26 protein-coding genes and 1 riboswitch are annotated in these 26,278 nt (G+C 70.2%); of the genes, 10 read left to right on the top strand and 16 right to left on the bottom strand.

From position 1 onward, the window contains the following. Positions 1-19 precede the first annotated feature (19 nt). Both FNH24_RS09410 and FNH24_RS09415 read right to left on the bottom strand, forming a co-directional pair. The gene (locus FNH24_RS09410; RefSeq protein ID WP_217428119.1) at positions 20-364 is read right to left on the bottom strand and encodes a cupin domain-containing protein; all 345 of its coding nucleotides are present in this window, start codon (positions 362-364) and stop codon (positions 20-22) included. Between the two features lie 144 nt (positions 365-508). Then, the gene (locus tag FNH24_RS09415) at positions 509-934 is read right to left on the bottom strand and encodes an RbsD/FucU family protein (protein WP_152361919.1); all 426 of its coding nucleotides are present in this window, start codon (positions 932-934) and stop codon (positions 509-511) included. Between the two features lie 101 nt (positions 935-1,035). On the opposite strand from FNH24_RS09415, the gene FNH24_RS09420 reads away from it, so the two are divergent. From FNH24_RS09420 to FNH24_RS09430, 3 genes are read left to right on the top strand one after another with little or no spacing between them, the layout of a single operon-like run. After that, positions 1,036-2,595: a sugar ABC transporter ATP-binding protein gene (locus FNH24_RS09420; RefSeq protein WP_152361920.1), complete on the top strand. Its 1,560-nt coding sequence runs from the start codon at positions 1,036-1,038 to the stop codon at positions 2,593-2,595. Further along, the gene (locus tag FNH24_RS09425; protein ID WP_217428120.1) at positions 2,592-3,614 is read left to right on the top strand and encodes an ABC transporter permease; all 1,023 of its coding nucleotides are present in this window, start codon (positions 2,592-2,594) and stop codon (positions 3,612-3,614) included. The genes FNH24_RS09420 and FNH24_RS09425 overlap by 4 nt, the downstream gene beginning before the upstream one ends. Positions 3,615-3,640: 26 nt before the next feature. Continuing rightward, positions 3,641-4,627, top strand: a complete 987-nt coding sequence (locus FNH24_RS09430; RefSeq protein ID WP_152361921.1) for an ABC transporter substrate-binding protein — start codon at positions 3,641-3,643, stop codon at positions 4,625-4,627. 38 nt (positions 4,628-4,665) lie between these two features. Here FNH24_RS09430 and FNH24_RS09435 read toward each other — a convergent pair whose 3' ends face one another. The 3 genes from FNH24_RS09435 to FNH24_RS09445 form a co-directional block, all read right to left on the bottom strand. Further along, positions 4,666-5,697: an RNA polymerase subunit sigma-70 gene (locus FNH24_RS09435; RefSeq protein WP_161606065.1), complete on the bottom strand. Its 1,032-nt coding sequence runs from the start codon at positions 5,695-5,697 to the stop codon at positions 4,666-4,668. Continuing rightward, a complete protein-coding gene (locus FNH24_RS09440) occupies positions 5,694-6,233 on the bottom strand; it encodes a dihydrofolate reductase family protein (RefSeq protein WP_152361923.1) in 540 nt (179 codons plus the stop codon). Before FNH24_RS09440 ends, FNH24_RS09435 begins: the two co-directional genes overlap by 4 nt. A gap of 77 nt (positions 6,234-6,310) precedes the next feature. After that, the gene (locus FNH24_RS09445) at positions 6,311-6,721 is read right to left on the bottom strand and encodes a VOC family protein (protein WP_152361924.1); all 411 of its coding nucleotides are present in this window, start codon (positions 6,719-6,721) and stop codon (positions 6,311-6,313) included. Positions 6,722-6,814: 93 nt separating this feature from the next. On the opposite strand from FNH24_RS09445, the gene FNH24_RS09450 reads away from it, so the two are divergent. Beyond that, entirely contained in the window at positions 6,815-7,765 is a 951-nt protein-coding gene (locus FNH24_RS09450) for a helix-turn-helix transcriptional regulator (protein WP_152361925.1), read from the top strand. 23 nt (positions 7,766-7,788) lie between these two features. Here the strand turns inward: FNH24_RS09450 and FNH24_RS09455 are convergent, their stop codons facing one another. From FNH24_RS09455 to FNH24_RS09490, 8 genes are all read right to left on the bottom strand, one after another. Continuing rightward, positions 7,789-8,691: an NAD-dependent epimerase/dehydratase family protein gene (locus FNH24_RS09455; RefSeq protein ID WP_152361926.1), complete on the bottom strand. Its 903-nt coding sequence runs from the start codon at positions 8,689-8,691 to the stop codon at positions 7,789-7,791. A 113-nt stretch (positions 8,692-8,804) separates the two neighbouring features. Next, on the bottom strand, positions 8,805-9,614 hold the full coding sequence (locus FNH24_RS09460; protein ID WP_217428121.1) for a ribokinase: 810 nt from the start codon (positions 9,612-9,614) through the stop codon (positions 8,805-8,807). Between the two features lie 23 nt (positions 9,615-9,637). Continuing rightward, the gene (locus FNH24_RS09465) at positions 9,638-11,050 is read right to left on the bottom strand and encodes a hypothetical protein (protein WP_152361928.1); all 1,413 of its coding nucleotides are present in this window, start codon (positions 11,048-11,050) and stop codon (positions 9,638-9,640) included. Then, the gene (locus tag FNH24_RS09470) at positions 11,047-12,459 is read right to left on the bottom strand and encodes a hypothetical protein (RefSeq protein ID WP_152361929.1); all 1,413 of its coding nucleotides are present in this window, start codon (positions 12,457-12,459) and stop codon (positions 11,047-11,049) included. Before FNH24_RS09470 ends, FNH24_RS09465 begins: the two co-directional genes overlap by 4 nt. 123 nt (positions 12,460-12,582) lie before the next feature. After that, on the bottom strand, positions 12,583-13,206 hold the full coding sequence (locus tag FNH24_RS09475) for a response regulator transcription factor (protein ID WP_152361930.1): 624 nt from the start codon (positions 13,204-13,206) through the stop codon (positions 12,583-12,585). Further along, positions 13,203-14,393 (bottom strand): sensor histidine kinase, encoded by a 1,191-nt coding sequence (locus FNH24_RS09480; protein WP_161606066.1) that lies wholly within the window; start codon positions 14,391-14,393, stop codon positions 13,203-13,205. The genes FNH24_RS09475 and FNH24_RS09480 overlap by 4 nt, the downstream gene beginning before the upstream one ends. 109 nt (positions 14,394-14,502) lie before the next feature. Further along, a complete protein-coding gene (locus tag FNH24_RS09485) occupies positions 14,503-15,309 on the bottom strand; it encodes an ABC transporter permease (protein WP_152361932.1) in 807 nt (268 codons plus the stop codon). Beyond that, positions 15,306-16,244, bottom strand: coding sequence for an ABC transporter ATP-binding protein (locus FNH24_RS09490; protein WP_152361933.1), 939 nt, complete (start codon positions 16,242-16,244; stop codon positions 15,306-15,308). Before FNH24_RS09490 ends, FNH24_RS09485 begins: the two co-directional genes overlap by 4 nt. Before the next feature lie 111 nt (positions 16,245-16,355). Here FNH24_RS09490 and FNH24_RS31930 point away from each other — a divergent pair, with 111 nt between their 5' ends. Then, positions 16,356-18,206 carry a DUF2207 domain-containing protein gene (locus tag FNH24_RS31930; RefSeq protein ID WP_217428122.1) on the top strand — a complete coding sequence of 617 codons (1,851 nt, stop codon included), beginning with the start codon at positions 16,356-16,358 and terminating at the stop codon, positions 18,204-18,206. Between the two features lie 34 nt (positions 18,207-18,240). Here the strand turns inward: FNH24_RS31930 and FNH24_RS09500 are convergent, their stop codons facing one another. Continuing rightward, a complete protein-coding gene (locus tag FNH24_RS09500) occupies positions 18,241-18,570 on the bottom strand; it encodes an ArsR/SmtB family transcription factor (protein WP_152361934.1) in 330 nt (109 codons plus the stop codon). Between the two features lie 61 nt (positions 18,571-18,631). Here FNH24_RS09500 and arsM point away from each other — a divergent pair, with 61 nt between their 5' ends. The 4 genes from arsM to FNH24_RS09520 all read left to right on the top strand — a co-directional run bounded on the left by arsM (position 18,632) and on the right by FNH24_RS09520 (position 23,393). Next, positions 18,632-19,411, top strand: coding sequence for an arsenite methyltransferase (gene arsM / locus FNH24_RS09505; protein ID WP_246186822.1), 780 nt, complete (start codon positions 18,632-18,634; stop codon positions 19,409-19,411). Positions 19,412-19,599: 188 nt separating this feature from the next. Further along, positions 19,600-19,756: riboswitch (cobalamin riboswitch) on the top strand. A 106-nt stretch (positions 19,757-19,862) separates the two neighbouring features. Beyond that, entirely contained in the window at positions 19,863-21,083 is a 1,221-nt protein-coding gene (locus FNH24_RS09510) for an ABC transporter substrate-binding protein (protein WP_217428123.1), read from the top strand. 457 nt (positions 21,084-21,540) lie between these two features. Continuing rightward, positions 21,541-22,557: a FecCD family ABC transporter permease gene (locus FNH24_RS09515; protein WP_217428124.1), complete on the top strand. Its 1,017-nt coding sequence runs from the start codon at positions 21,541-21,543 to the stop codon at positions 22,555-22,557. Then, a complete protein-coding gene (locus FNH24_RS09520; RefSeq protein WP_152361936.1) occupies positions 22,557-23,393 on the top strand; it encodes an ABC transporter ATP-binding protein in 837 nt (278 codons plus the stop codon). The genes FNH24_RS09515 and FNH24_RS09520 overlap by 1 nt, the downstream gene beginning before the upstream one ends. 173 nt (positions 23,394-23,566) lie before the next feature. Here the strand turns inward: FNH24_RS09520 and FNH24_RS09525 are convergent, their stop codons facing one another. Next, positions 23,567-24,547 (bottom strand): alpha/beta hydrolase family protein, encoded by a 981-nt coding sequence (locus tag FNH24_RS09525; RefSeq protein ID WP_217428125.1) that lies wholly within the window; start codon positions 24,545-24,547, stop codon positions 23,567-23,569. Between the two features lie 92 nt (positions 24,548-24,639). On the opposite strand from FNH24_RS09525, the gene FNH24_RS09530 reads away from it, so the two are divergent. Continuing rightward, positions 24,640-25,383, top strand: coding sequence for a PaaX family transcriptional regulator (locus tag FNH24_RS09530; RefSeq protein WP_152361937.1), 744 nt, complete (start codon positions 24,640-24,642; stop codon positions 25,381-25,383). Between the two features lie 59 nt (positions 25,384-25,442). On the opposite strand, the gene FNH24_RS09535 is transcribed toward FNH24_RS09530, so the two are convergent. Then, positions 25,443-26,231, bottom strand: coding sequence for an IclR family transcriptional regulator (locus FNH24_RS09535; protein ID WP_152361938.1), 789 nt, complete (start codon positions 26,229-26,231; stop codon positions 25,443-25,445). Between the last annotated feature and the right edge of the window lie 47 nt (positions 26,232-26,278).

Here is a 26,278-nt window from a genome sequence, read left to right on the forward strand (position 1 = left end):
GGCCGGCTCGGCCGAGCGGTCAGCCGACCGCGACGGTGAGCAGGATCGCCGCGTCGGTGACGGCCCGCAGGCTGTGCCGTTGCGGCGGCACCGCGAGCAGTTCGCTCGCCCGGACCTTGATCACCCGCTCACCGAGGTGCAGCTCGATCTCGCCGTGCAGCACCTGCAGGGAAGCCGGATGCGGCGAGGCGTGCTCCCCCAGCTCGGCGCCGGCCAGCAGGGCGGTCAGCGTCACCCGCTGGGCGGTGCCGGAGATGACGGTACGGGAGGCGCGGCGGGCCGTGACGTCCGCGGCCTCGGCCGACAGCTCGGTGGTCAGGGTGCTGAGATCGGCCGGCTGGTGCTGGGCCGCGTGGTCGTGCATCGCGGTCTCCTCTCGGGGGACGGGTCTGCGCGGGCTCTCGTACCCAACACTGAGGGGTACGGGCACTCGACGCCACCCTGACGAGACGTCACTTGTGCCCCGACACGCCGCAGAAGCGCGTGCACAAGTGGCGGGTCGGCGGGATTAGATGACGCCCTTCTTCAGCAGGTAGCAGGCGTAGGGGATGGTTTCGCCGGTCTGGACCAGGAAGCGGGCCTCGGTGGCCTGGCGGTAGAACTCGAACCGCTCCACGGACTGGATCGAGACCGTCCTTCCCTCGGCGGCGTCGGCGGCCTGCTGCACTGCGGCGGCGGCCTCGTTGACCTCGTCCGGCTGATCGTCGATCTCCATCCGGCGGATCGGATGCTCGACGTAGGAGTCGAGTGGCAACACGCTGAACAGGGCCTTCGCCGCGGTCTCGGTGGTGGCGGCGCGCAGATCGATCACCGGCCGGTCATAGCGATAGGCCGGGAAGTTGCGATCCACCAGGGCGAACACGTCACCGTGGCCGAGCTGGTCGAGCAGCTTCAGCAGCCGGCCGGTCAGCAGCGGGTCGATGTTCTTCAGCATGGAGTCTCCTTCGCTGGCGTTGCCCCCGGGACCGGGAAGGCGGGTCGTTGATACGTTGGCACACGATGTGCCGCGCCGACGCTGCAGGTGGTGAGGTTTCCATGAGTCGACTGCTCGAGGTCGGATCGATCTCGAAGAGTTTCCCGGGGGTCCAGGCGCTGGCCGACGTGTCGTTCGAGCTGGCCGCCGGCGAGGTGCTGGCCCTGGTCGGCGAGAACGGTGCCGGCAAGTCGACACTGATGAAGATCTTGTCCGGCATCCACCCCGCCGACGCCGGGACGATCATGCTGGACGGACGACCGGTCATGATCAACAGCCCGCGGGCCGCGCAGCAGCTGGGGATCAGCATCATCCATCAGGAGATGAACCTGATGCCGCAGCTCACCGTCGCCCAGAACATCTACATCGGCCGCGAGCCCCGGATCGGCGGGTTGTTCACCAGCGAACGCGGGTTGATCAACCGGACCGTCCAACTGCTGCACCAGACCGGGATCGTGCTCGACCCGCGGGCGACGGTCGACTCGCTCACGGTGGCTCAGCAGCAGATGGTGGAGATCGCCAAGGCGATGTCGTTCCCGGCCACCCGGGTGTTGATCATGGACGAGCCGACCTCGGCCCTGTCGGCGGCCGAGACCGACGTGCTGTTCGGGCTGATCCGCACGCTGGCCGAGCGCGGCGTCGGCATCATCTACATCTCGCACCGGATGGAGGAGCTGCGCCGGATCGCCGACCGGGTCACCATCCTCCGGGACGGGCACCACGTCGCCGATCACCGGATGGACGAGGTCGAGGACGCGATGATCATCTCCGAGATGGTCGGCCGGACGCTGTCCGCCGCCGGCCGTCCCGACCCCGCGCCGCGGAGCGAGGAGATCGCGCTCGAAGTGATCGGGTTGACCACCCCGCGGCTGCTCCGGGACGTCTCCTTCACGCTCCGGCGGGGCGAGATCCTCGGCTTCGCCGGCCTGGTCGGCGCCGGCCGGACCGAGACCGCCCGGGCGATCATCGGCGCGGACCGGCACAGCCGCGGCCAGATCCTGGTCGGCGGCCGGCCGGTCCGGATCGCACACCCGGCCGACGCGGTCCGGCACGGCATCGGCTATCTCTCCGAGGACCGGAAGCGGTTCGGCCTGCTGCTCGAGCGGACCGTGAACTCCAACATCCTGCTCGCCTCGCTCCGCGACTACACCAGCCGGATCGGCTTCGTCCAGGCCGGCCGGGGCCGGCGCACGTCGCGGCGGTACGTCGACCTGTTGCGGATCAAGACCCCCTCGATCGACACCGCGACCATGAACCTGTCCGGCGGCAACCAGCAGAAGATCGTGATCGCCAAATGGCTGGCCCGCGACTGCGACGTGCTGATCTTCGACGAGCCGACCCGTGGCATCGACGTCGGGGCCAAGGAGGAGATCTACGCGTTGTTGAGCGAGCTGGCCGAGCAGGGGAAGTCGATCATCGTGATCTCGTCAGAGCTGCCGGAGGTGCTGCGGGTCTCGCACCGGATCGCCGTGATGGCGGCCGGCCGGATCACCGGCATCCTGGACAACGCCGACGCCGACTCGGAGTCGATCATGGCGCTGGCCACCAGGTTTCACGGACCGACGACGATCGAGGCCATCGCCGCTGAGCCGGCGCCGGCCCAGAAGGAGGATCTCCGGTGAGCGTCCAATCCGAGGCACCGCCCACTCCGCCGCCGCCCGCGCCTTCGTCCTCGTCCGGCCTGGCCGTGCTGCGCCGCGGTCTGCAGCAGCTGCTCGCCTTCGCCACCCTGATCGTGCTGGTGATCTTCTTCTCCGTCGCCAGCGGCAACTTCTTCACCGTCACCAACATCGTCGGCATCCTGCTGTCCACCGCAGTGATCGGGATCCTGGCCCTGGGCACCACGTTCGTGATCATCACCGGCGGCATCGACCTGTCCATCGGCACCGGCATGACGCTCTGCTCGGTGGTGACCGGCCTGTTGATCGTCAACGCCGGGCTGCCGCTGCCGCTCGGCGTCGCCGGCGGCATCCTGACCGGGGCGCTGATGGGCTTCCTGAACGGGGTCAACATCGCCTTCCTCCGGCTGCCGCCGTTCATCGCGACGCTGGCGATGATGTTGGTCGCCCAGGGCCTGGCCCTGGTGCTGTCCGGGGTGCGACCGATCTACTTCCTGGGGGTGTCGGGCTTCAAGGAGATCGCGCTGGCGGTGGCGATCCCCGGGGTCGCGCTGCCGATGGCGGTGGTGATCCTGTTCGCCATGGCCGCGCTCGCCTGGGTGATCCTGAGCCAGACGATCCTCGGCCGCTACACGTACGCGATCGGCAGCAATGAGGAGGCGACCCGGCTGTCCGGCATCAACACCCGGGCCTGGAAGATCGCGATCTACAGCCTGGCCGGCCTGTTCACCGGCGTCGCCGGCGTGGTGATCGCCGCCCGGCTCAATTCGGCCCAGCCGCAGCTCGGCGTCGGCTACGAGCTGCAGGCGATCGCCGCGGTGATCATCGGCGGCACCTCGCTGCTCGGCGGCCGCGGCTCGATCGTCGGCACTCTGATCGGCGCGTTGATCATGTCGGTGCTGATCAACGGCCTGCGGATCCTCGCCATCCAGCCCGAGTGGCAGAACGTCGTCGTCGGCCTGGTGATCTTGATCGCCGTGTTCACCGACTCCCTGCGCCAGCGACGCAGCAGCACAGCCTGATCCATGGAAGACAAAGGAGTTGATCGATGAAGCTGCAACGAACCGTGGTGGCCGGCCTGGCCGCCTTCCTGCTCGCACTCACCGGCTGCACCACCGGCTCGACAGTCACCGAGGGCGGCGGCGACCAGGGCGGCGGTGACAAGAAGTCGATCGCCCTGATCTCCAAGGGCTTCCAGCATCAGTTCTGGCAGGCGGTGAAGCAGGGCGCGCAGGAGAAGGCGGACGAGCTGGGCTACAAACTGACCTTTGACGGCCCGGCCGCGGAGACCGAGGTCGACGCCCAACTACAGATGTTTCAGACCGCGATCGACCGCAAGCCGGGCGCGATCGGCTTCGCCGCGCTCGACCCGAAGGCGTGCATCCCCCTGATGGACGCCGCCAAGCAGGCCGGCATTCCGGTGGTCGAGTTCGACGCCGGCTGCGATTCCGACGTGCCGCTGAACATCTCCAAGACCGACAGCATGGCCGCCGGCGCGATCGCCGCCGATCACCTGGCCGAGCTGATCGGCGGCACGGGCAAGATCGCGATCGTCGCGCACAGCCAGGTGAACTCGACCGCGGTCGAGCGGCGGGACGGCTTCATCAACCGGATGAAGGAGAAGTATCCGGAGATCCAGATCATCGACACCCAGTACGGCGACGGTGATCATCTGAAGTCCTCCGACATCGCCAAATCCCTGATCGCCGCCAACCCGGACCTCAAGGGTCTCTACGGAACCAACGAGGGCTCGGCGATCGGCATCGTCAACGCCGTCGGCGAGCTCAACCTCGCCCCGGGCAAGATCACCATCGTCGGCTTCGACTCCGGCAAGGCCCAGATCGACGCGATCAAGACCGGCGTGATGGCCGGCGCGATCACCCAGGACCCGATCGGCATCGGCCGCGCCACGGTCGAGTCGGCGGTGAAGGCGATCGAGGGCCAGCAGGTGGAGAAGGTGATCGACACCGGCTCGTACTGGTACGACAAGACCAACATCGACGACCCCAAGATCGCCGCCGTCCTCTACCAGTAACCCCGACTTGTCAGAACTAGGGCACGCTCTGGCGTCCCCTAGTTCTGACAACTCGGGGTTGGGGGGAGGTTGAAGGAGGGGAAGAGGGTGGCGGGGAAGGTGGCTACTTCGGTGATTTGGCCGTTGGCCACTGTGAGGGCGGTGAGTCCGAAGGGGTGGTACGGCTGGTCGGGGGCGGTTCTGGTCCAGGAGGCGAGGCCGAGGATGCCGTTGATCGAGACCGGGCGCAGGGTGATTTCCGGGCGGTCGGGGGCGGTCATGATCGGCTGCCAGGCCCGCACGACGGTGTCCGCTCCGGCGTACCAGACCACCGCGGCGGTCAGGTTGCCGCCGGCGCCCGGGCTGTGGCTGACCCGGACCTCCGCGGCCAGCAGCGCCCGGATTGCGGCGCTGTCGCCGCTTTCGATCGCCGTGACGTAGGCGTCGACCAGCGCGGTCGTCGGGCCGGGATCGTGCCAGTCGTACGGGTCCCGGGCCAGCACCCGGCGCAGCGTGGCCCGGGCCCGTTGCAGCGAACTGTTGATCGCCGCCGTGGAGACCTCGAGCGTGTCGGCACACATCCGCACGGACCAGCCCAGACAGTCCCGGAGCAGCAGTGCTGCCCGCTGCCGGGGCGGCAGATACTGGATCGCCGCGACGAAGGCCAGCCGGATCGTGTCCCGGGCGACCGTCCGCTCCTCCGGTCCCGGGGCCGCCGCCGGCGCGCCGGCATTCCCGGGACCAAGATCACCGATCGGGTACGGCTGCAGCCACGGCACCGCGGCCTGCGGCGGCACCGCGGCGAAGCCGGCAGCGGGGACGGACGGCCGGCGCTCCCGGTGCCGGGCCCGAAGATGATCAAGACAGACGTTGGTGGCGATCCGGTACAGCCAGGTGCCGAGCCCGGACCGGCCGTCGAAGCGGTCGACCGACCGCCAGGCCCGCAGGGCTGCCTCCTGGGTCAGGTCCTCGGCGTCCTGCAACGACCCGACCATCCGGTAGCAGTGCAGTTGCAGCCGCGGCCGATGCTCGGCCAGATAGTCCTCGAGGGCGCGCCGCCGATCAGCTCCGGCCTCCGGCGGCGTGGTCACGCGCCCACGCCGGACGCCCGATACGTCAGGTGCAGCACCCCGTGCGGCAGTGCGCGGTGCCCGACCAGGTCGAACCGCGACTGGCCGACCTCGCCCTGCCACAGCTGCCGGCCCTGGCCCAGCACGATCGGGTCCAGGTAGAACTGCAGCTCGTCGACCAGCCCGGCGGCCAGCAGCGACCGGGTCAGCTCACCGCCGGTGGCCCAGCCGGTTGCGCCGCGCCGGTCGAGTTCGCGGGCGGCGCCGGCCGGGCCGTCGGGCAGCACCTCCGCCGGCCCCCAGGGCAGGTCGGGCCGGCTGGAGACGACGTACTTGTGCGCGGCGTTGGTCTCATTCGCGACCGGGACCTCGTCGCCCTGCAGCGGCCAGTAGGCGGCGAACTCGTCATAGCACCGCCGCCCCAACAACAGCCCGTCGGCGCGGGCCAGTTGTTCGAGCAACACCGCGTACAACTCGTCGGACACGAAGGCCGGATGCCACTGCTCGGGCGACTCGAAGACTCCGTCCAGGGTGATGAAATGGCTCGCGATGATCATCGTTCGTCCTCACCTCGGGGCCGCGGATCGGCCCTGTCACTACCTTGGACGACCCGGGCCCCGCAATGCCATCGGTGCTACGACTGGTGGCCCGTCACCTCGAGGTAGTGCGGGTTGTTCATCACGCCGAGGATGTTGCCGAACGGGTCGACCACCTGAGCGGTGTTGAAGCCCGACCCGCGCTCGGTCAGCGGCTGGTATTCGGTGGCGCCGTGCTCCTTCAGCCGCTGCAGGGTGCCTTCCAGATCATCGACGTGCCAGTAGACGACGGCACCGCCGGGAGTCCGGTCCTGGTTCTTGGCGTAGCGGCGATCGATGAAGCCGAGCTCGTCCTCCGAGTCGCCGATCCGGAACTCGAGGTAGGCCGGCTTCTCCGGCGGCTCGGGGAAGCGGTAGTAGGGCTCGATGCCGAGCAGCTCGGCGTACCAGCGGGCGGCTTCCTCGATGTCGTCGGCGAAGAAGGTGGTGGTGGCGAATCCGCGAAACATGATGGTTCCTCTCTGGCTGTTTCTTGATCTTGATCACCATCCTGTCGGCTAAAGTGCTCACCAACTGATCACTTTGTTTGGAAAGCTGAAACCATGCGAGCCGATCGTCTGGTGGCCACCCTGCTGTTGATCCAGTCCCGGGGACGGGTCACGGCCGCGCAGGTGGCCGAGGAGCTGGAGGTCTCGGTGGCCACCGCGCGCCGGGACCTGGAGGCGCTGTCCGGCGCCGGGGTGCCGGTCTATCCGCAGCCGGGCCGGGGCGGCGGCTGGTCCCTGGTCGGCGGGGCCCGGACCGATCTCAGCGGCCTGACCGAGTCCGAGGCACAGGCGCTGTTCCTGCTGCTCGGCCCGGCGGCCTCGCTCGGGCCCGAGGTCAGATCGACGCTGCGGAAGCTGGTCCGGGCCCTGCCCGCGACCTTTCGCGCCGACGCCGAACTGGCCGCCGACGCGGTCACCGTCGATCCGGCCGGCTGGGGCGAGCTCCCGCGCGCCCGGCCGGAACCGGCCGGGCTGCTGCAGCGCGCGGTGGTCCGCCGGCGCAAGGTCCGGTTCGGCTACCGCGGCCGGACCGGCGAGCCGGCGGAGCGGCTGGTCGATCCCTGGGGCGTGGTGGCCAAGGGTGACCTCTGGTATCTGGTCGCCGGCACCGAGCGCGGTCGGCGGACCTTCCGGCTGGACCGGATGAGCGGCGTCGCGGTGACCGATCAGCCGGCCGAGCGGCCGGCCGACTTCGATCTCGGGCAGGCCTGGCGGGAGATCGCGGAACACTCGGAGCGGCAGCGGTCGACCGTCACCGCCACCGTCCTGGTCCAGGAATGGCTACTGCCCGTACTGCAAGATCATTTCGGCCCGCATCTGCGGCTCGACGATGGCAGCGCAGCGAGCGGGACGGTCCGGGCGGTGGTGGCGGCGCACACGGTGCGGTCGGTGGCCGAGCAGCTCGCCGGGTTCGGGCCGGCGGTCGAAGTGCTCGAGCCCGAGGCCGTACGGCTGGAACTAGGGCGGATCGGCGCCGACCTGGTCGAGCGGTACGCCGCACCGTGAACCAGGTCTGCCCTTCGACGGGCTCAGGGAACGGACGGGCCAGCTTCAGCAGGCAGCGGGAGGGTGGGTAGGTCGAGCTCGTGCTCGGCGCGGAAGCCGAGCAGGGTGCGGACCGGGCCGAGGTCCATCGGGACCTCGCGGCCGATGAACCGGCGCAGCCGCGGCACCCCGGGCGCATAGGCGTCGAGCAGCGCTTCGGTCGGGTAGGAGGCCAAGGTCTGGTCCGCCGCCAGGAACAGCCGGTGCGTCCCGGTCAGCTCGACGGTGAGGCCCAGCAGGATCGCCCGGGCGGCGTCGCGGACGTCGAGGTAGCTCCAGGCTTCGCGCATCCCGCGGCCCGGATCCCGCCGGTGCTCCTCGCTCATCCGGGTCAGCACCTCGTGCCGGTTCACGTGCGGAAACCGGAACGCGACCACGTCGATCCCCCACCGCCGCTGCGCCATCCCCGCGGTCAGTTCATCGGTGGCCTTGGACAGCGAATACCAGTCGTCGAGGTCGGCCGGGATCGTGGCGTCGATCGGGAAGTAGGCCGGGGCGACGTCGTGGGAGTTCATCGGGATGCCGAAGGCGTTGATGCTGCTGGCGATCACCGCCCGCCGGATGCCGAGCGCGCCGGCCTGGGCGAGCACGTTGAAGGTCGAGACGACGTTGGTCGAATGCACCTGGTACGGGGTGCCGGCCCGCGGATGGGGCAGGGCAGCCAGGTGCACCACGGCCTCGACCCCGTCCAGCGCGTCGGCCACATCGGGCTCGAGCCGGGTGTCACCGACCAGCACCCGGTCGGCGCTCAGCTCCGGCTCCTCGTTGATCGACAACGTGGTCACCAGGGCTCCGTGATCATTGAGCAGGGCGACCGTGGCCCGACCGATCAGGCCGGCCCCGCCGGTGACCAGGACCCGCTTCCCCGCCAGCGATTGCAGGCCCATCGTCGCCACCGCCTTCGTGCTCCGGTCACCGCCGGAGCGTCGTGATCAATTTGCACTCCATGATCATGCACGGCCGACGATCGGGGCAACCCGCTGTTCAGGGCAGCCGACCGTCAGGGCAGGGGCGGCTGGGCACCGGGGTGGGTGACGTTGCGGCTCGCCGCGTCGCTGGCCACCCGCATCGCCTCGGCCGGCTCGTCGCCGAGACAGAGCCGGGCCGCCAGCGTGCCGCAGTAGGCGTCGCCGGCGCCGGTGGTGTCCACCACTTCGACCCGAGCGGTCGGCACGCTGAGCTCACTCCAGCGCGACCCCTCGGTGCCGAGCGTGATCAACAGCGACCGCGGCGAGCGGCCCGACTCGGCCAGCAGCCGCGCCTCGTGCTCGTTGGCGATCACCGGATCGGCGAGGTCGAGCACGTCGGCCGGCAGCTCCGCGTACGGGGCGAGGTTGATGATCACCCGAGCACCCTGCCGGCTCGCCTTGCGCACCGCCTCGGCGACGACCTCGAGGTCCAACTCGAGCTGCACCATCAGCACGTCACCCGGCCCGCAGTCGTCCAGCCGGTCAAGATCACCGTGGTCGACCCGGGCGTTGGCTCCGGGGGCGACGACGATCATGTTCTCGCCCTGTTGATCGAGGTAGATGATCGCCGTCCCGGTCGGCGCCGCCGGATCGACCGACAGCCGGCTGGTGTCGACGCCGTAGCGACCCAGTCGCCGCACGTACTCCTGGCCGTGCGGGTCGTCGCCGACCCGGCCGATGAACATCGCCGCGGCCCCGGCTCCGGCCGCCGCGACGGCCTGGTTGGCGCCCTTGCCACCGAACCGGTATTCGATGTCGCCGGACATCACCGTCTCGCCCGGCCCCGGATGGCGCGGCATGGCCAGGTGCAGATCCTGGCTCAGCGAACCGAAAACGATCACTCGACCCATCTGACGTCGCCCCCTCAGGAGAAGTTGATCACGAAGGACTTGGCCGGGAACGCGAACGAGCCCGACCGCGGCGACAGCTCGTAGGCACCGCCGGGCTTGAATGTTCCCCGCGGGGAGTAGTTGATCGTGACCGACTTGGTCTCGGCCGGGGCCAGCGCGACGATCAGTCCGTCGTTGTAGGAACTCCGGTCCAACGGGTTCCCTTCGCTGATTGCGATCTGCCCTCCCGCGGAGTCCTTGAGCCCGAACGATCGACCGACATCGTAGCTGAGCAGGTAGCGACCCGAGCCGTCGTGCTGACGCCGACCCTCCCAGCCGAGGTAGAACCACATCTTGCCCGCCGGCGCCCAGCCGCGGTTCTCGTCGAAGGCGGCCACCGAGGCGTCGGTGAAGGTGATCTCGTGCGCGACGTCGAGATCGCCCTGGGTGTGTCGGCCCGCATACTTCCCGGCCACCGGGAACGAGGTCTTCTCCCGGTAGGCCGCCGGCGCCGTGTCCGAGGTCCGCTCCCCGGTGCGCAGGGAGAGCGTCTGCTCCAGGCCCCCGACCTTGATCACCAGATTCGGATCGGCGCCCTTCGGCACCGAGGCCATGATCGTCATCGGCCCGTTGCCGCTCAGGATCCAGACCTTGTCCAGCACGGGATCCAGCTCCGTGGTCCCGGTCTCCGTGCGCAGCGCGTAGCTGGTCGAGACGTCGGCCGAACCGGCCTCGAAGTCGGGGTCGGGCTGCCGGGTCAGCCGGATCGCCCGCACCTCCTCGCCGTCCGCCGGCTCGTAGAACGCATCGTCGCCCGTGCTCGGGAACCTCGCCATGGTGCCGACCTCGTCGACGGTCAGCCGGAATCCCGGGGCGATGATCACCCCTTTCTCGGGCTTGGTCCCGTTCTCGACCTGGAACGAGGCGCCGGCGTCGACCCGGCCCGGATCGGCCTTCGGGATCGGCGGCGCCGGGACCTGATCGGCGGCGACCGGCTTCAGGCCGTCGGGGCGGTAGAGCTCCAGGCCCGGCGGCGGCTCGACACCGGTCTCGTTCCGGCTGATCGTGTCCGGATCGAGGACGACCTCGCCCTGGTCCCCCGGCCGCGGCTCGAAGTCGAGCGCGTCGAAGACCCCCGGCTTCCCGAGGTCGCGGAGGTGCCGGACCGGCCCGCACAACGCGCGCGGCTGCAACTCGCCCGAGTCGGGCGCTCGGAGCAGCCAGCACCCGGTCTGGTCGGCGGTCCGCAGGTGCTGGTCATCGGCGATGTCGGCCCGCCAGGCCTGTTCCAGGGTGGCGAGGAACGGCACCTTGTTGTCCACCTCGGTCCCGTTGACCCGCACCGTCGTGCCGCACGCCGTCAGGGTGAAGATCGCGAGCACGGCCAACGCCAGTGCCGCCGCCCGCGACGGCCCGGACTTGATCTTGAGCTGCTTGCGGCCGGTCACGAGAACGTCACCTCGAAGGTCAGCGGCTCGAACGCGAACGATCCACTTTTCGGATCGACACTCTTGTCCTGCGCGCCGTACTCGTCGGCCGCGAAGGTGCCCTGCGGCGCGTAGCTCACCTTGATCCCCTTCGCCGTCTCCGGAAGCTGCACCAGCACCGACGGCTCGTTGGAGTAGTTCTCCGACACCGGCACGCCCGAAATGATCTTGGCCGGCTTGCCGTCGGCGTCGGTGATCTGCAGCGTCTTGGCCAGATCGAACGTCGGGTCCTCGTACATGAAGCCATGGTCGCCGGTCTTCTGCGACGTCCGGTTGTCCCAGTAGAGCTTGAGCCACATCTGGCCCGCCGGCGCCCAACCCTTGTCGCCGTCGAACGCGGTCAGCGCCGCCTTGGTGAAGGTCACGCCGTGCTGGAACCGGAAGGTCCCCTCCTTGACGGTCTGGGTGGCGAACTGCTTGTTGATGCCGAACTCGGTCTTGTCCCGGTAGTTGGCCGCCGCGATCGTGGAGGTGCGCTCGCCGGTGCGGACCGAGATCGTCTGATCGAGACCGCCGACGCCGACCACCAGCTCGGCATCCTTGCCCTTCGGCACCGAGACGATGATCGTCTTCGTGTCGGCCTTCTGGTTCCCCCAGCCGCCGTCGATCTCGAAGAACGTCTTCAGGTCGGTGGTCCGGCCTTCCGATCGGATCGAGTACGTGGCCGAGGTGTCGGTGTACCGGTCGCTGAACTCCTGCGGCTCGATGGTGATCGTCAGGGCCCGGAACTCCTCGTTGTCCGCCGGCCCGTAGAACGGGATCTCACCCTCGGCGTACAGCCGATCCACCGGCCCGAACCGGGTCACCGAGACCTTGTGGCCCGGCGCCAGGATCGTCCCGGCCTTGGGCGATCCGGCCATCGCGATCTGCCCGTCGTCACCGCGCGCGACGACCCCCGGCTCGGCCTTCGGCGCCGCCGGCTGCGGCACCTGATCGGCGGCGACCGGCTTCGCGCCGTCCGGGCGGTAGAGCTCGAGGTCGGCCGGTGGCTCGACCCCGGTGGCGCCCAGCTCGATCGAGTCCGGATCGACGGTGACCTCCTGGTCGCCGACCAGCTGCGGGGTGAACTCGACCTCGTCGAAGACGCCCGGCTTGCCGTCGTCGCGAAGGTGCCGGATCGGGCCGCACAGCGCCTTCGGCTGCAGCGTCCCGGAGTCGGGCTCGCGGAGCAGCCAGCAGTGTGTCTCCGCGGCCCGCTGGGAGTACTTGTCGGTCGCCGACGTGTTCAGCCAGGCCGACTCGAGCATGGTCAGGAACGGCACCTTGCTGTCCACCTGAGCTCCGTTGACCCGGACCGTCGTGCCGCACGCGGTCAGCGCGACAGCGGCGAGGAGGGCGGCCACGATCGCCACCCGGCTGGTGCCGTGCACGGTCAAACCCCCTGCGGCTGCGCCGCATCTCCGGCGCGCACTGCCAGCAGACCTCGCGCGCCCACGAATCCGACAGACCGGGTGAGTCGGCTCACCCGCGGCCACAGATTAGCGGGATCCGGCTCAGTCCAGCCACCCCGACTCGGTGGCGATCCGGACCGCTTCGGCGCGGGTGCCGGCGCCGAGCTTGCCCATCACGGCGGACAGATGATTGCGTACGGTTCCCTCCGTCAGGTGCACCGAAGTCGCGATCGCCGCGGTGGATCCACCCCGGGCCGCCGCCGCCAGCACCTCCCGTTCCCGGTCGGTGAGCGGTGACGCGCCGAGGCTGAGGCTGTCCGCCGCCAGCGTCGGGTCGACGATCCGCAGGCCCCGCATCACCCGCCGGATCCCGTCCACCAGTTGCTCGGCCGGCGAGTCCTTGATCATGAAGCCGACCGCACCGGCCTCCATCGCCCGGCGCAGGTAGCCGGGGCGGCCGAAGGTGGTCAGGATGATCACCTTGACCGCGGGATGCTCGGCGGTGATCTTCGCCGTGGCGGTGATGCCGTCCTCGCCGGCACCGTCCGGTCCGGGCATCTGCACGTCCATCAAGATCACGTCCGGCCGTTCGAGCCCGACCAGGCGCAACACCTCGGCACTGTCGGCGGCCTGACCGGTCACCTCGATGTCGGACTCCAGCCGCAGCAGGGCGGTGAACGCCTGCCGGATCAGCGCTTGGTCGTCGGCCACCAAGACCTTGATCATGTACGGACCTCCTGCGGCAATGTGGTCTCCCGGGCCGGGGCGTCCGGCGACCGGAGATCGGCGATGATCGTCGTACCGCCACCGGGGACGGGCTCGATGGTGAGCCGGCCGCCGGCGGCCCGGACCCGTTCGGTCAGCCCGGTCAGCCCGGAACCGAGCCGGCCACTGCGGTGTCCGATGCCGTCGTCGACGACCCGGATCCGATCCGAGTCGAGCAGGATCACGCACCGGCTCGCCTCGCTGTGCCGGACCACGTTGGTCACCGCCTCGCGGACGACATAGCCGAACAGCTCGCTGATCGGGTCCGGCAGCAGCGGCACGGCGATCGGCAGCTCGGGCTTGATCCCGGCCGCGGCCAGCACCGACCGGGAGCTGGCCAGCTCGGTCGCCAGCCGGACCTCGCGGATCCCCGACACCGTGCTGCGCAGGTCGGTCAGCACCTGCCGGGCCAGCTGCTCGACCTCGGCGATCTGCGGCCCGACCGCCGCCGGGTCGGCGGTCAGCAGCCGCCGGGCCAGACCCGCCTTGATCGAGATCGCGGTCAGCGAGTGGCCGAGGATGTCGTGCAGATCGCGACTGATCCGTTCCCGTTCGGCGACCACGGCGAGGCCGGCGACCCGCTGCTCGGCCAGCATCAGCCGCCGCTCGATCCGCGAGTTCTCGATCCCGAGCGCGATCGAGAACCCGATCACCATCGCGGTCGCTCCGATGATCACCGCCGCCATGTCCTGGAACAACGCACCGGTGCCCACGATCAGCACCACGACGAACGGGATCGTGGCCCGGGAGATCCGCCACGGCATCAGGGTGGCGAGCAGGATGGTGACGTAGATCCCGTAGTAGACCAGCCGATACTCCATGAACGGGATCATCACCAGCAGCACGATCACGAAGACCACCAGGAAGATCACCCGCAACCAGATCGGCAGATCGAGGACCCAGGGCGTCAACAGATAGAGCAGCGCCAGGCCACCGAGCAGGAGTGACATCCAGAACAGGTTCGGATCGTTCTGCTGCACCATCGTGATCACCGGGACGAGCAGGAAGGTCAGCCCGAGCAGATACATCCAGAGGCCGTTCTGCCAGGCCCGGCGCAGCGTCCACCGGCGGGCCGGCTCGCAGTCCCGTCGGGCCCCCGGGGCGGCATTGGGATCTTCCCCGGCGCCGAACGACTGCGACCCAGCCATCGCCCTGAAGAAACTGTTCCTGGCCATCGCACGTCCTTGTATCGACTCGCTGTCCCCGGTCACCCGCAGCCCACCCCCGTGCGCTGGTGGTTCTCGCTCGAGCCGAGCCTCACCGCTTGCTGGTCGCGACAGCCCGACGATAGCCCAGCCCGCCCGCGACGGTCATGACCACGGCCCAGCCGGCGAGGACCGCGAGCCCGACCCAGGGGAACGGTGTGCCGGCGGGCAGGAACGGATAGCGGCCGAGAGCACCGACCCAGTAGGACGGCAGCGCCGGTGCGATCGCCTGCAGCGCGGACGGCATCATCTCGATCGGCATCCACAGACCGCCGAGCATGGCCAGCACCAGCAACAGCATGGTGGTGACACCGCCGACCGCCTCGGTCTTGACCCAGACGCCGACCACGATGCCGAGCACGGCGACCGGGATCAGCCCGAGCCAGATCAGCCCGACCGAGGCCAGCCAGTCACCGATCGGGGCCCGAACGCCGCCGATCAGGAAGCCGGCCGCGAACACCAGCAGGATCGACGGCAGCACCAGGATCATGATCACCGCCGACTTGGCCCAGAGGAACGAACGGGGCGGCAGCGCGGTCAGGCCGAGCTGGCGGAACCACCCCGACTTCCGCTCCACCGCCAGATAGGCGCCGCCGCTCATCGCCGCACCGAGGGCGCCGTAGCTGCCCATCGAGACCATGATCAGCGCCGAGTAGTTGACTCCGCTCGGCGCCTGCGCCGAGCCGAACATCTGCGAGAAGAGCACGTACATGATCACCGGCAGGCTGAACGAGAAGACCACGAAGCCGACATTCTTGGCGGTCAGGAACGTGCTGTGCACGGTGTAGTGCAGCACCGGCAGGAACCGGCGCCGGCGGTCGTTCGAGCCGGCCGTGACCGGCAGAGTGGCGGCGGTCATGCTGCCCCTTCCTTGGTGAGGGCCAGAAACGCCTCTTCGAGGGTGGCCGAGGTGATCTCGATCTCCCGGACCTGCGGCACCCGGTCCAGCAGGGCCCGGAGCGCGAGGTCGGAATCGTCGCAGTGGATGGCGAGCCGGGCACCGAGCGAGGTCACCTGGAGCACGCCCGGCAGATCGCGGATCAGCCGAACGTCGAGCGAGTCGTCGGCCGCGACGCTGATGATCTTGCCGCTGACCTTGGCCTTGATCACATCGCCGGAGCCGTCCGCGACCACGGACCCGGCGGACAGCACCACGATCCGGTCCGCGGACTGATCGGCCTCCTCCAGGTAGTGGGTGGCGAAGAGCACGGTCCGGCCGGTGGAGGCGAAGTCGTGCATCGAAGTCCAGAACCGGCGCCGCAGCTCGACGTCCATCGCCACCGTCGGTTCGTCCAAGATCATCAGATCCGGATCGGGCAGCAGCGCGAGGGCGTAGCGGACCCGCTGCGCCTGGCCGCCGGACAGCCGGTCGGTCTTGGTCTTCAGGAATTCCGACAACTCGGCCCGTTCGATCACCTCACCCAGCGGCAACGGATCCGGAAACAGCCCGTGCATCAGCCCCAGCAACTGGCGCACCGTACAGTCGGAGAGCAGGGCGCCGGCCTGCAGCATCGCGCCGACCCGCCCCTGCTGCACAGCCTGGGTCGGATCGACGCCGAAGACCTGGACCGAGCCCGCCGTGGGCGGGACCAGACCCAAGATCATTTCGTTCAGGGTCGACTTGCCGGCGCCGTTCGGGCCGAGCACGGCCACGATCTCGCCGGGCTCGATCCGCAGGTCGACCCCGCGGACCGCCTGCACCTGGCCGAAGGTCTTCCGGACGCCGGTCAACGCCAGCGCGCCGCCCGACGACGTGGGAGTTCGCGCCGGCTGTTGCTCAAGATCAAGGTTCACGTAGTTCAGTGTGCTCCCGCCGCCGTCGACCGACCCAGCAGCATTGTCAGCAACTCCCCATGACAACTGTCATGACCGCCGATGAGCGCGGGCCGCACTATCGTGGGCAGGGTGAAACGAGCACCCGGAACCCTCGTCCGTGCCGTCGCCGTCCTCGTGGCGACGCTCTCCGGCCTGTTGCTGCTCGCGCTGCCGGCGCGGGCCGAGGGGGACAACTGGGCGATCACCCGGTACGCGATGAACGTCGACCTCGCCGCCGACGGCACGGCCAAGATCAACCTCGAGTTCGACTTCGACTTCGGCAACGAGGAGGGCCACGGGCCGTACCTGATCCTGCCTTCGCGGCAGGCGATCCCGGGCGACTCGGAGCACTGGCGCAGCTTCCCGATCGAGATCGGCGCGGTGACCAGCCCGACCGGCGCTCCGACCAAGGTCGACACCGAGACCGACAACGGGTTGCTGGCGGTCAAGATCGGCGACGAGAACAAAGAGGTCAGCGGGCTGCAGACGTACCGGGTCGACTACACGATCCGCGGCCTGATCAACCCGCGCGCCACCGGGTCGGGCCTGGACGAGCTGAACTGGAACGTGATCAGCAACTGGGACGTGCCGCTGCGCAACATCACGATCGCCGTCAACGGGCCGGCCGATCTCGACCGGAGCAGCTGTGTCTTCGGCGACCCCGGCTCCGAGCAGCAGTGCCCGGCCAACCCGTCGGGCCGTGGGGCGACCTTCACCGCCGCCGAGGTCGCCGAGGGCGACGCGATGACGATCGTCGCCGGCTGGCCGGGCGGCAGCTTCGTCGGCGCCGAGCCGATCCTGACCCAGCGCCGCAACCTGGGCAACACGTTCAGCGCCAACCCGGTGACCGTCGGCATCGGTGCCGCCGTCGTCGTGCTCGGCACCGGTGGGCTGCTCACGCTGGCGCGCCGTCGCGGCCGGGATGAGCGCTACGCCGGGCTCACTCCGGGGCTGGCGCCGACCGAGGGCGAGGGGGCGACGGTCCGCGGCGGCTCCGGCGGTCCGGTCGCGGTCCGGTTCACGCCGCCGGACGACGCCCGGCCGGGCGAGATCGGAGCGCTGCTCGACGAACGGGCCCAGCCGCGCGATGTCACGGCGACCGTGATCGACCTCGCCGTCCGCGGCTATCTGCGGATCACCGAGGTGCCGGCCGACCCGGCCGCGAAGGTGAAGCTGCCGGGCGGCAAGGACTGGGAGCTGGAACGGCTCCGCGACGCCGACGACCTGCACCCGTACGAGCGGGCCGCGCTGGACGGGCTGTTCACCGGGGGGACGCCGACCCGGATGTCCGGCGCGGCCACCGGGCTGCGCACCGCCGCCGTCCCGACGAAGCTGATGGCCGAGGTGACCGACCGGCGTGGCTGGTTCGCCGCCAATCCGGATTCGGTCCGGGCCAAGTGGTACGGCGCGGCCATCCTGACCGTGCTGGTCGGCATCGGCGCGACCATCGCACTGGCGATCACCGTCGGCTGGGGCATCGTCGGCCTGGGCGTGATCCTGCTCGGCATCGCGGGCTTCGTCTTCGCCGGCCGGATGCCGGCCCGGACCGCGACCGGCACCGCCGCGCTCGACCAGGCCAAGGGATTCCGGCTCTATCTGGAGACCGCCGAGGCGGACCAGTTGCGGTTCGAGGAGGGCGAGGACCTCTTCTCCCGCTACCTGCCGTACGCGATCGTCTTCGGGGTCGCCGAGCGCTGGGCCAAGATCTTCGCCGACCTCGCGGCCCGGGGTCACGATGTGCCGGAGCCGACCTGGTATTCGGGGCCGTACCTCGGCGTGGCGGCCTTCTACGGCGCCGGCGGCTTCACCAGCAGCCTGGACTCCTTCTCCAGCGCGACCAGTGCGGCGATGACCGCCTCGACCGCCGGGTCCGGCGGCGGCAGCGGCTTCGGCGGCGGGGCCGGTGGCGGCGTCGGTGGCGGGGGCGGCGGCGGCTGGTGACCGCGGCCCGAGCCTCAGCCCGGAACCACCGGGCTCAGCCGGCCGGGAGCAGTGGCCGGGCGATCCCGGCCAGCGCGCCGTCGACCAGGCGGTAGTAGGCCCACTTGCCGCGCTGCTCGCGGGTGAGGATCCCGGCGTCGACCAGGATCTTCAGGTGGTGCGAGACCGTCGGCTGGGACAGGCCGACCGGGTCGGTGAGATCGCAGACGCACGCCTCGCTGTCCGGCTGGGCGGCGAGCAGGGAGATCAGCCGGAGCCGGGTCGGGTCGGCGATCGCCTTGAGCGAGCCGGCCAGGCCCTCGGCCTCCGTGGCCGTCATCACCTGCCCGGTCACGGGCGAGCAGCACTGCGTGGTGGTCACCATGACCGCCAGTCTAGCAACGTATTGACAATCATCGATGGATGGTGATTACTGTTACGCATCGATGATCTTCAATGTATTGGACGGTGAAACGATCATGACCAACCCGGATCAGGTACGAGAGCAGGTGCGCGAGCGCTATGCCGCGGCGGCCCAGCAGGTCACCAGCGGCAAGCGCGGGAGCTGTTGCGGCGACGCGACCGAGACCGACCCGAGCTTCGGCGCCACCCGCTATGCGGTGGCCGAGCGGGATCAGCTGCCGGTGGCGGCGGTCGAGGCCAGCCTCGGCTGCGGCAACCCGACGGCGGTGGCCGAGCTGGCCGAGGGCGAGACGGTGCTCGACCTCGGCTCCGGCGGCGGCATCGACGTGTTGCTGTCGGCGCGCCGGGTCGGCCCGCGGGGCTTCGCGTACGGCGTCGACATGACCGACGACATGCTCGCCCTGGCCCGGCAGAACGCCGAGCAGGCCGGCGTCGGCAACGTCGAGTTCGTCCGGGGCACGATCGAGCAGGTGCCGCTGCCCGATGCCGCGGTCGACGTGGTGATCTCCAACTGCGTGATCAACTTGTCGGTGGACAAGCCCGCGGTGATCGCGGAGATGTTCCGGGTGCTCAGGCCCGGCGGCCGGATCGGCATCAGCGACGTCGTCGCCGAAGATCAACTCGGCCCGGCCGACCGGGCCGAGCGCGGCAGCTACGTCGGCTGCATCGCCGGTGCCCTGTCCCGCCAGGAATACCTGTCCGGCCTGGCCGCCGCCGGCTTCACCGACGCCAGCGTCGAGTTCACCCATCCGGTGGCCGACGAGATGCACGCCGCGATCATCCGGGCGACCAAGCCGCGTTGATCATCTTCTCGGCGATCATCTTCTCGGCCGGCCGCGGCCGGCGGCGGAGATCAGCGCCGCCCGCCGCGCGTTCCCCGGAGCCATGAGCCGACCCTCCTGACCCCGGACCTGCCGGAGCTGATCGAAGCGGGCCCTGTTGGCGCACGTGACCACGCGGCGCCGGGTTAAACTGACCGGCGCCAGCGGAAAGGGAATCCGGTGCGAGTCCGGGACTGCCCCGCAGCGGTGAGTGGTGACGGCGGCCGCACCTGACGCACTGGGCCCGGCTCGAGCGATCGAGCGGTGTCTGGGAAGCGGTGGTCGCCGGCGGATCGAGGAGATCCGGATCCACGAGTCCGAAAACCTGCCGCTGGTGCCCGGGTCGCCGATCCGGGCGTCCGGCGCCGCGAGGGACGGCCCGTCGGATTCACCATCCGGCCGCGCGCGGCCGAGGTCCGGAAGGCCTGGCACTGTGAGGACACACCGCATCCGCGGGCGGCTGCTCGCCCTGTTGATCACCGGCTTGATCACCGCCCTGGTCGGCGTGGCCGGTTGCGCCGCCCCGGCTCCGCCGACCACGGCCCCGGCCTCGCCCGGCGTCGGCGCGGACGGCTGCGTCGAGTCGTTCGACCCGGCCGCGGACTACTTCCCGGACAAGCAGCAGTTGGAGTTCGCGAAGAATCTGAAGATCGACTACCACGGCTCGTATCAGGTGATCACGGTGCAGCAGCCGGTGATCGGCGGCAAGCCGGAAAGCTATGTTTTCCTGCGCTGTGGGGCACCGAAGCCCGAGCTGACCGGCGCGATCGCCGACGCGCCGGTGATCACCACGCCGGTGCGCAGCCTGTTCTCCGGGTCGACGACACATTTGCCGTCGCTCGAGGCGCTCGGCCGACTGGACGTGCTGACCGGTGTCGCGGCCAAGGCGTACATCTCCTCCGCCGCCGCCAAGGAACGCGCCGACAGCGGCGAGGTGATCGAATACGCGGCCGCCGGCACCCCCGACGCCGAGGCGATCGTCGCGGGCAAGCCCGACGTCGTGATCACCGACGGGCTCGACTCCCCCGCCTTCGCGACCGTGCGCGACGCCGGCATCGGCGTGCTGGCCGGTGCCGAATTCCTGGAGAACGACCCGCTCGGCCGGGCCGAGTGGATCAAGTTCTTCGCCGCGCTGACCGGGACCGAGGCGAAGGCGGCCGAGGTGTTCGGCCAGATCCGCGACGACTACCGCAAGACCAGCCAACTGGTCGCCGACGCCGAGCCGGTCGATCTGTTGCTCAGCCAGCCGTACCAGGGGGTCTGGTCGATCCCCGGCGGCGGCAGCTTCGCCGGGAAGTTGATCAAGGACGCCGGCGGCCGGTGGCCGTGGCAGGACGACCCGACCACCGGGTCGATCAACACCGATCTGGAGGCGGTGCTGGGCAAGTCCGCCAAGGCGCCGATCTGGATCAACACCGCGAACTGGCGGACCCTGAAGGAGGCGACCACGGATGAGCCGCGGCTGGCCGAGTTCGCCGCCTACAAGTCCGGTCAGGTCTGGTCACCGAGCAAGCAGCTGAACGAAGCCGGCGGCAACAACTACTTCGAGCTCGGCGTCCTCCGCCCCGACCTCACCCTGGCCGACCTGGTCGCCATCACCCACCCCGACCTCCTCCCCGACCACCCCTTCACCTTCTACCAACGCCTCCCATGACCGCCGACCCGCCACTAGTGCACCGGTTTTTGCGGCGTGTCGGTGCACAAGTGACGTCTCGGCATGACTTGGCGGGGGTCAGGATCGGCTCCCGATCGCGGCTCCCGGCACTTGATAGCGGAGAGCGGCAGGTCGAGTTGGACGAAGCCCGGGCCGAATCCGGCCGTCCGGACGGGAACTGTCACGCTCGGCGCTGGACCGGTGGACTGAAGCGCGCCCCCGATTCGGGCCCCACTCGTCCTGCCGGCGCCACCCGGCCTCAGCTCCCGACCCGGCCCACTCTGCCGACCCGACCCACCACGCCAGACCCGGCCAGGCCCGGCCTCCCGGCCCCGACTCCCGACCCGAGACCGACATGACCGAGCCCACCCGTAACCCCGAGACGTCACTTGTGCACGGACACGCCGCAAAAACCGGTGCGTTAGTGACGGGTCGGCGGGTTTGGGGGGTGTGGGTGGTGGTGGTCGGGTTGGCGGTGGTGGCTGTGCTCGTCGTGGCGGTGGCGGCGGCGGTGGGGACGGCGAACATTCCGGTGCCGGCGGTGATCCGATTCCTGTTCAGCGGTGATGCCGGGGATCCGGGGTGGACCACGTTGTTGGACCGGGTCCGGATGCCGCGCGTCGGCACGGCGGCGGCGGCCGGGGCCGGGTTGGCGCTGGCCGGGTTGGTGATGCAGACCCTGTTCGCGAACCCGCTGGCCGATCCATACGTCCTCGGCATCTCCTCCGGCGCCAGCCTCGGGGTCGCCCTGGTCACCCTCGGCGGCGGCACGCTCGGCGCCGGGTTCGTCGCGATCACCGGCACCGGACGGCTCGGCGTGGTGGTGGCGGCCGCGATCGGGGCCCTGGCCGTACTGTTGCTGATCTTGCTCTTCGGCCGCTGGATCTCCTCGGTCGTCTCGCTGTTGATCATCGGCGTGATGGTCTCGTCGGCGGTGGGGGCGGTGACCTCGCTGCTGCTGGCGTTCGCCGAGCCGGCCCGGCTGCAGCAGTTCATCACCTGGGGGCTCGGCTCGTTCAGCGGCGTGCCCCGGGACGACATGATCCTGATGGTGATCATCATCGCCGCCGCCGGCGTGATCATCCTGCTGCTCAGCCAGAGCCTGAACGCGATGCTGCTCGGCGAGCGGTACGCCCGGACGATGGGGGTCCGGGTCCGGCTCGTCCGCTACCTCGCGATCACCGCAACCGCGGTCATCGCGGGCACCGTGACCGCCTACTGCGGACCGATCGCCTTCCTCGGCATCGCGGTGCCGCATCTCGCCCGGCTGGTGATCGGCACCTCTGATCACCGGGTGCTGCTGCCGGCGTCACTGCTGATCGGCGTGATCATCTCGGTGGCCTGTTCCATGATCACCCAGCTGCCGCCGGGCGACCTGGTGCTGCCGGTCAACGTCGTCTCGGCCCTGGTCGGCGTGCCGGTCGTGCTGGTCGTGCTGCTCCGGTCCCGGCGGTTGTCGGCGGGAGCGGTCTGATGGACGACCCGGGACGGATTGATCGGGAGCTGCGGCTGAGCGGCGTGGCCGTCGGCTACCGGCGGCACGGCGTGCTGGACCGGATCGGCCCTCGGCTTCCCGGCCGACCGGGCGGTCCGGCCGTCGTGGCCGCCGGGATCGAGGTCGCCGCCCGCTCCGGTACGGTCACCGCGCTGCTCGGGCCGAACGGCGCCGGGAAATCGACCCTGCTCCGCTCGGTGGTCGGGCTGCAGCCGCTGCTGGCCGGCAGCGCGACCCTCGACGGCCTGCCGATCGAACGGATGCCGCCGCCGGTCCGGGCTCGCCGGGTCGCCGTCGTGCTCACCGACCGGATCGACGCCGGGCTGCTGACCGCCCGCGAGGTGGCCCAGCTCGGCCGCTATCCGCATTCCCGGCTGACCGGCTGGCTGACCGGCCGGGAGCGGACCATCGTCGACCGGGTGCTGGCCCGGCTGCAGGCGCAGACCTGGGCCCATCGCCGGTTCGCCGAGCTGTCCGACGGCCAGCAACAACGGGTGCTGCTGGCCCGTGCGCTGATCACCGAGCCGGAGCTGTTGATCTTGGACGAGCCGACCTCGTTCCTCGACGTCGGTGCCCGGGTGGAGCTGATGATCTTGCTGCACGAATTGGCCGCCGAGCAGGGCCTGATCGTCGTCGTCTCCACCCACGAGGTCGAGCTGGCGCTGCGTACCGCCGGTCAGGCCTGGCTGATCGACGACGGCACGGTCCGCGCCGGCACCCCCACGGAACTGATCGCCAACGGCGCCATCGCCCAGGTCTTCGAAACCCCCGCCGCCCGCTTCGACCCCGAATCCCGCACCTTCACCCCCCGCTGAAGCCCAGGAGGGTGCTGAACAACGCTGGCCGTAGCGAGCGGTGTCCAGGTGCGTGCCGGGCAAGGCGGAGAAGGAGTCGGGTAGCGGTGTTCTACCCGCGACGACGACAACGCAGCCCGGTGCGTGCCTGGGCGCCGCTCGCTGTGGTCAGCGTTGTTCAGCGCCCTCCTAGATCAGGGCAGAGCGTCCAAGGTGGCCCGGTAGTGCTCGATCACCTGCGGAGCGAGCAGCGCCCGCGGCCAGACCACGCCGGTGGCGAACCCGACCGGCGCCGAATCCTCCATCACCGGTCGCGCCATCGAGTGGGCGGCAGCGAATCGCCGCGGCGTCACTTGTGACCCGAGGATCGTGCGATAGACCCGCTCGGTCTCGGCGACGTCGACGTTGCGGTCGTGATCGCCGATCATCAGCGACCACGGGATCCCGCGCTTCGCCGCGGCGCTCAGGTCCGCGGTGGCGTCGGACCGGAAGTTGCGGCCGACGAAGCCCCAGCGGGCCGGCGGCATCGGGTCGGGATCCGCGGTCGCCGCCCGATACTCCTCGTGGGAGGCGCCCCGTTCCAGCAGGGCGACGGTGCGCTCGCTGTCAGTGATCGCCGCCGCCCGCTCGGCCGGGCCGGCGTCGTCATCCGCGAGCCCCGCCTCGAGGTGATAGCGACCCTGCCGCAGCCAGTTGATCGCCGTACCGACCGCGACCACGCCGTCAAGATCACTCCGGGCGGCGACGACCTTCGGCAGCACCCAGCCGGCCTGGCTGGCACCCCACAGCACGACCCGGCCGGTCGGGAGTTCCGGTCGGGAGCGGGCCCAGTCGAGGACGGCCGACACCTCGGCGGCCCGATCCGCCATCGACTGCCGCAGCCAGTCCCCGTCCGACCCGCCCACACCGGGCTTGCTCCAGGACAGCGTGGCCCAGCCGGAATCCGCCGCGCCCTCGAACCACGGCCCGTACAGCCCGTCCATCGTCGCCTCGACCGCGGCATCGCCGTGCACCATCACGACCAGCCCCCGGGGCCGGCCGTCCCGCGGCGTGATCAGCACCCCGCTGAGCTGTCCGGCGCCCACCGGGATGGAGACCTCACGCTGCGCGTAGCGGTACGTGTTGCCGAAGATCACGACGGCCGTACCCGTGATGATCAACAGGGCGATGGCCACCACCGTCACCTTCACCGGCCGATTTACTCTCGTTCTGTGCACGTTCGTAGACTAAACGATAGAATCAAGGAAGCCGTCAGGGAGGAGACCGCATGAGCACCCAGATCGCCCCACGCACCGTGATCGAGACCCTCGTACCGCTGCGGGGCGAGACCGGCCTACGTTCGGTGTACGACGCGGCAAACGCCGTGGGCATCGCCGATCAGCCGCTCCGGCTGGCCATCCGGCGGATGATCACCGCCGGCGAACTCGAACAGCACGGCCGCGGCCGTACCGGCTCCCTCACCCTCACCCGCTCCGGCCGCATCAGGCTGGATCGCGATCAGCTCGCGCTCAATCTGGCCGCCGCTCAGGACGACGGCGAGGTCCGCTGGGACGGGGCCTGGCGACTGATCGCGATCAGCGCTCCGGAGCGACTCCGCGCCCTCCGCGACGGCCTGCGCCGTGATCTGCTCGCCGCCGGCGCCGCGAAGATCTCCACCGGCCTGTATCTCAGCCCGCACGATCTGACCGGCCTGCTCGACGAGTCGGCCCGGGCCCACCTGGTCACGGCGGAGGCCCGCTCCCTCGACCTGCGCGGCCTCGACGACCCCCGGGACATCGGGGAGCAACTCTGGCCGGCCGCGGCGATCATCCGCCGCTACGACGACGTGGCCCGGGCCGTCGAGGCCGACGACCTCACCTGGCCGGTCGCGGTGCGCCGGATCCGACTCGCCGACGCGCTCGAACGGGCGATGCGCGACGACCCGCTGCTCCCGCCCGAACTCCGCGCCAAGCCCTGGCCGCCGACCCGGCACCGTCTCGCCTGGCGCGCCCGCTGGTCCCAAACCCACTGAATGCCGACTTGTCAGAACTGAGGAGCCCTATGGCACAACTCAGTTCTGACAACTCGGCTTCAGCGGCGGGGGCGGGGGTGGTCGAGGGCGCGGGAGATGGCCATCGCGGTGGTCCGGACGGCCGGGGCGAAGTGCTGGGCCTGGGCCAGGGCGGTGGCACCGGTGACCGAGATGGCGCCGACGACGGTACGGCGGCGGGCGAACACCGGCGCCGCGACGCAGAACAGGCCGGGCCGGGACTCCTCGTTGTCGAAGGCGACCTTGGACTCGCGGATCGTCGCCAGTTCGCGGCGGAGCACCTCCGGCCGGGTGATCGTCTTCCGGGTCCGGGCCTCCAGCGGGCCGGCCAGCACCGAGTCGACGAAGGTCGGATCGCTGAACGCCAGGATCGCCTTGCCCAGCCCGGTCGCGTGCATCGGCGCCCGCCCACCCGGCCGATAGTGCGTCACCCGCAGCGCCGGGGTGGAGATCTTCTCGATGTAGATGATCTCCGTGCCCTCGCGGACGGCGAAGTTGCAGGTCAGGTGGGTGACCTCGTTGAGATTGTGGGCGTACGGGATGCTCAGCTCCCGCAGCTTGGCGTGCGTCGGCACCAGGTGACCCAGCTCGAACAGCCGCACCCCGAGCCGCATCCCGCGCAGCCCGCGTTCCAGCGCACCCCAGCGCTGCAGGTCGCCGACCAGCCGATGGGTGGTCGACTTCGGGATCCCCGAGCGCCGAGCCATCTCGCTGATGCTGAGCTCGACATCGTGCTCGGAGAACAGATCAAGCAGGGCCAGACCGCGCGACAGCGATGACGGCGAATGATCAGCCGCGGTGTCCTCGTCCTGGCTAGCGGGACGCAGCATGGTCCGTTCCTCCCCCTGACGACAAGAATCCAGGTGTCGGGTCGCCG

The organism is Microlunatus speluncae, assembly GCF_009299835.1.
GTDB lineage: Bacteria > Actinomycetota > Actinomycetes > Propionibacteriales > Propionibacteriaceae > Microlunatus > Microlunatus speluncae.

Coding starts and splice junctions, on each gene's coding strand:
- FNH24_RS09410 (WP_217428119.1), bottom strand. CDS start 364: ATGCACGACCACGCGGCCCAGCACCAGCCGGCCGATCTCAGCACCCTG.
- FNH24_RS09450 (WP_152361925.1), top strand. CDS start 6,815: ATGCGAGCCGATCGTCTGGTGGCCACCCTGCTGTTGATCCAGTCCCGG.
- FNH24_RS09415 (WP_152361919.1), bottom strand. CDS start 934: ATGCTGAAGAACATCGACCCGCTGCTGACCGGCCGGCTGCTGAAGCTG.
- FNH24_RS09485 (WP_152361932.1), bottom strand. CDS start 15,309: ATGACCGCCGCCACTCTGCCGGTCACGGCCGGCTCGAACGACCGCCGG.
- FNH24_RS09430 (WP_152361921.1), top strand. CDS start 3,641: ATGAAGCTGCAACGAACCGTGGTGGCCGGCCTGGCCGCCTTCCTGCTC.
- FNH24_RS09445 (WP_152361924.1), bottom strand. CDS start 6,721: ATGTTTCGCGGATTCGCCACCACCACCTTCTTCGCCGACGACATCGAG.
- FNH24_RS09440 (WP_152361923.1), bottom strand. CDS start 6,233: ATGATCATCGCGAGCCATTTCATCACCCTGGACGGAGTCTTCGAGTCG.
- FNH24_RS09530 (WP_152361937.1), top strand. CDS start 24,640: ATGAGCACCCAGATCGCCCCACGCACCGTGATCGAGACCCTCGTACCG.
- arsM (WP_246186822.1), top strand. CDS start 18,632: ATGATCTTCAATGTATTGGACGGTGAAACGATCATGACCAACCCGGAT.
- FNH24_RS09535 (WP_152361938.1), bottom strand. CDS start 26,231: ATGCTGCGTCCCGCTAGCCAGGACGAGGACACCGCGGCTGATCATTCG.
- FNH24_RS09475 (WP_152361930.1), bottom strand. CDS start 13,206: ATGATCAAGGTCTTGGTGGCCGACGACCAAGCGCTGATCCGGCAGGCG.
- FNH24_RS09420 (WP_152361920.1), top strand. CDS start 1,036: ATGAGTCGACTGCTCGAGGTCGGATCGATCTCGAAGAGTTTCCCGGGG.
- FNH24_RS09520 (WP_152361936.1), top strand. CDS start 22,557: ATGGACGACCCGGGACGGATTGATCGGGAGCTGCGGCTGAGCGGCGTG.
- FNH24_RS09500 (WP_152361934.1), bottom strand. CDS start 18,570: ATGGTGACCACCACGCAGTGCTGCTCGCCCGTGACCGGGCAGGTGATG.
- FNH24_RS09480 (WP_161606066.1), bottom strand. CDS start 14,393: ATGGCTGGGTCGCAGTCGTTCGGCGCCGGGGAAGATCCCAATGCCGCC.
- FNH24_RS09455 (WP_152361926.1), bottom strand. CDS start 8,691: ATGGGCCTGCAATCGCTGGCGGGGAAGCGGGTCCTGGTCACCGGCGGG.